A 3432-nucleotide genomic window follows, 5' to 3' on the forward strand; every position below is an offset into this window, starting at 1 on the left:
TCATCTAAACAACTAAATAATTAAATGCCATATATATGGCTAGAAATACACCTACTACTAATTCAAGACCAATAATTATATATGAAACATTTAAATACAAATCTCTTATGCTTCTATATATAAACATAATCCCTAATAAGAAAAATGTAACATATAAAAATTGATCTATGCTAAAAGCTAAAGTACCAGATAGTAAAATTAAAATTAGAAACAGCTTATCTATTGTTTTATAATTAATTATATTTTGTCTTACAAATGATTGCATAAATTCCCTCCTAATATTTTTTCCGAATTATGGATATTACAAGGTCTATTATATCATGAATTTTCTGTTTTTTTACGTTATAAATAAGCTGTTTATATACGTTTACATAACCCCACTTATCGGTATTCCATGTATCTAGAAAAACCCCCTTCAGTTTACTTACTGAAGGGGGTTCATATTTACATAATTTCCGTTATTGGAAGGTGTATGGATTGTTCTTCATTTACAGGCTTTGATACTGTTTGTTAAAACAGGTAATCCTAATTTTTCGGTTTTGGAATTGGATGGGCGTACTTGAATCTGTACGCCTTTCATTTCTGCCGTAATAATGTCAATTCTCCCCGCCCAAGTAGGATCATCATCCTCTTCAGAAGGATACAGTTTGAATCGCCAACTAATTTTGTCTGGAATGAAGGCAAAACCTTCGTATGTATCGTAATTACCTAAAGTGCTTGGGTCAGGTAGATGTACACCCAGAATGCTTATGTTTGTTCGTGGAAAACTCTCTGTTAACTTCACCTTATAGACCAAAGCAACCCCTTTGGCATTCTTGTCTGCTTTGTTGAGTGGATTTAGTATAACACTACATGGTAAGGATGCTGATGCACTTGCCTGTGCTTGATATGGACTTACAAAAATGGTCATACACATTACTAATGTCACGATAAATTGTCTCATAAGTTCCTCCAAAGGCTTTTTAAGTTAGTTTGCCTTTACAGGATTTTAATTATGAAACAGCACAACAAACGTGACGAGTAGACTGTATAGAATATTCAGGATGGTTTAACATAACGTCCTATTATTGGTAGCAAGGACAAGGAGGAACCCCTACTCTCATAAGGGAACCTCCTTTTTTGTTCTATGGATCTATGCATTTTTTTATACATTCCTATCCTGGCGTAGTTTTAGGATTCTCGTTTGTTATTAGATTAGCCGAAAAACTGTATAAAATCTTGCATGCTTTTAGCGTGGGGTTTTTCCGAAATGCTGGCGGTAAGCCTAAATAACGTATACAGTAAAACACCGAGTACCCAGCTTACAAATAGTAGATAACCCGCTCGATTTTCTGAATAAAAAATAATTTCAATTCGGTGATTTTAATGTGGTAATATATATTGAACTCTTTAAGAAGTTATTTTTCATCTTAGTATTTAGGAGGATTTATGAGTAATCAAAATAATAATGAAACACCGAATAAAACAGCGGGCTTAGTAATAATTCTAGGACTATTTTTACCACTTTTCCTACCTGCATTTTTAATGCTAGCATTAGGAAAATGGATGCCAGGTGAAATTGTATATCCTGGAGCAATTTCATTATTCCTTTTATCTATCGGATTATTCCTCGTTGCGACTATTTTTACTAAGATTTTAAGTGTATGTGGACTGACTGAGCAAAAGCTAGACGAATTAGGATTTTTAGGATTTACAATTTCAGTAGTTACATCATTCTTAGCTACTTATGTTGGATATTTTGGAATCGCAAAAATCGGATTAACTTCGGTACAGTTATCACCTCATGGTATTTTAATTGTAGCTATTGTGTCCACAATCATTTTAACTATTTTATTAAAAGTACTGGAAAAATTCGATACTGATACAAATATATAATATATAAACATAAGACCACCGATTTAATGAATCGGTGGTTTTTATCCAAATAAAAGATATCGAACGAATTCGTTCGATTGATTCTACAGAAAGAATGGCGTATTTTTTCATTTTAGGGGGTATTTTTTTGGTTAGCTTGATAGCGATGTGGTGGATCCCTTTTAAGGACATAACTTGTTTCCCTATAAAATCAAAGATTATCACGTTTATAACTATGAACGAAAACATTTATAAACGCCTGTTAAGTGATTCCAACCTTTATAAACTTCTTAGCGTACAATTTTCTCGAAAAGATATGGAATGTAGTTTAAGTGAAAGTTGATATAGATAAAAAAAAGCTAACGAAAACATTAAGGAATTAACTACCGTAGCTAATGAGTGTGTTGATGCGTTAGAACGATTAGAAAAGGAACTAGGAAGATTCTTTGTTTCTCCCATCCTCTTTAGAGCCGTCACTTCGGCGATAGATTTTTGTTCATTTGAATAAAAGGATAATTATGTTTTCTGTTGAATGAATAGATTGGGAAGGTGGAGAAATTATGCAATATGAAGAGATGCTGAAAGAATTAGCGGTAGGGGGAATTTATACCGAAAAACAAATTTCTAATTTGTTATGCAATAATAGAAAAGATTTAACTATTTTATGCGACTCTGAAACTGAAAGATTTAAAGTGATGGGTAAATACGAAATATATGTTCATAATAATCAAGGTTACTCTTATCATGCACCATCAAAAAAGACATTAGTTTATATTATAGAAAAGATTTAAAAGCATCCAAAACGGGTGCTTCTTCTTTGTTATATAAAATTTATATAATAAACATGAAATTTAGCAAAATGGAATCCCGTACCTCAATAATTGATTCATGGCCAAAATGTTTTAAACAATTGATTTCTTCATTATATAAGTAAAAAAGAGATAAGAACACTTTTTTAAGTGCATTATCTCTTTTCGAATATGCATTTCATATCCCATGTAAATTTACCACATATTTCAATGGGACTTACAAATTGCTCTTCAATAATAATTATATCTTGTTTTTGTGAAAAATATACAATTCTAAACCCTTTCAAAAATACATGGTCAGAATGTCAGTGCTTTACATGTTTTTAAGAATTATATTTAGTGGTAACAAGAAATTTATTTTATTATAATTAATTAATTAATCATGGATATAAAAATAGGTCTATCTGTAAGAATGCTACATTCTTTTCTATTTACCTATATTTATATTTTCACTAATTTATTATTATGTAGATGTTAATTTAAAGCTATTTATACGAAATAACTAAATAGATTTTTTGGAGAAGATAAAATGATATACCGTTTTGTTTTCTTAATTCACATAATTTTCAAAATTAAAATCTATGGATATTAATATTTGTTATATAATATACTTGTCAAAGCATTACCCCTGTAGTTTTATAATGAATCTGTAAGATAGTTTGTTTGTCCCGTATATTCACCTTAAACTAAAAAGAACTTGTAGGGATTCATACAAGTTCTTTTTGTTTTTCCGTTTAAATAACCTACAATAAATCTTTAAAAGAAACTA

The 3432-nt window shown here is 30.3% G+C and carries 4 protein-coding genes; 2 read left to right on the forward strand and 2 right to left on the reverse strand.

Annotated elements, in window-relative coordinates; genetic code table 11:
* Window positions 1–4: 4 nt before the first annotated feature.
* Window positions 5–265, reverse strand: a complete 261-nt coding sequence (locus V7038_RS27160) for a hypothetical protein (RefSeq protein WP_003209860.1) — start codon at window positions 263–265, stop codon at window positions 5–7.
* A 219-nt stretch (window positions 266–484) separates the two neighbouring features.
* Window positions 485–943 carry a hypothetical protein gene (locus V7038_RS27165; protein ID WP_048517272.1) on the reverse strand — a complete coding sequence of 153 codons (459 nt, stop codon included), beginning with the start codon at window positions 941–943 and terminating at the stop codon, window positions 485–487.
* 485 nt (window positions 944–1428) lie between these two features.
* On the opposite strand from V7038_RS27165, the gene V7038_RS27170 reads away from it, so the two are divergent.
* Together V7038_RS27170 and V7038_RS27175 are read left to right on the forward strand one after the other, a co-directional pair.
* A complete protein-coding gene (locus tag V7038_RS27170; RefSeq protein WP_335695913.1) occupies window positions 1429–1875 on the forward strand; it encodes an epimerase in 447 nt (148 codons plus the stop codon).
* A 539-nt stretch (window positions 1876–2414) separates the two neighbouring features.
* A complete protein-coding gene (locus V7038_RS27175) occupies window positions 2415–2645 on the forward strand; it encodes a hypothetical protein (protein ID WP_335695914.1) in 231 nt (76 codons plus the stop codon).
* The last annotated feature ends 787 nt before the right edge of the window (window positions 2646–3432 follow it).

Origin of the sequence: Bacillus sp. JJ783 (assembly GCF_036963225.1) — a bacterium.
Lineage (GTDB): Bacteria > Bacillota > Bacilli > Bacillales > Bacillaceae_G > Bacillus_A > Bacillus_A cereus_U.

Coding starts and splice junctions, on each gene's coding strand:
- V7038_RS27160 (WP_003209860.1), bottom strand. CDS start 265: ATGCAATCATTTGTAAGACAAAATATAATTAATTATAAAACAATAGAT.
- V7038_RS27175 (WP_335695914.1), top strand. CDS start 2,415: ATGCAATATGAAGAGATGCTGAAAGAATTAGCGGTAGGGGGAATTTAT.
- V7038_RS27170 (WP_335695913.1), top strand. CDS start 1,429: ATGAGTAATCAAAATAATAATGAAACACCGAATAAAACAGCGGGCTTA.
- V7038_RS27165 (WP_048517272.1), bottom strand. CDS start 943: ATGAGACAATTTATCGTGACATTAGTAATGTGTATGACCATTTTTGTA.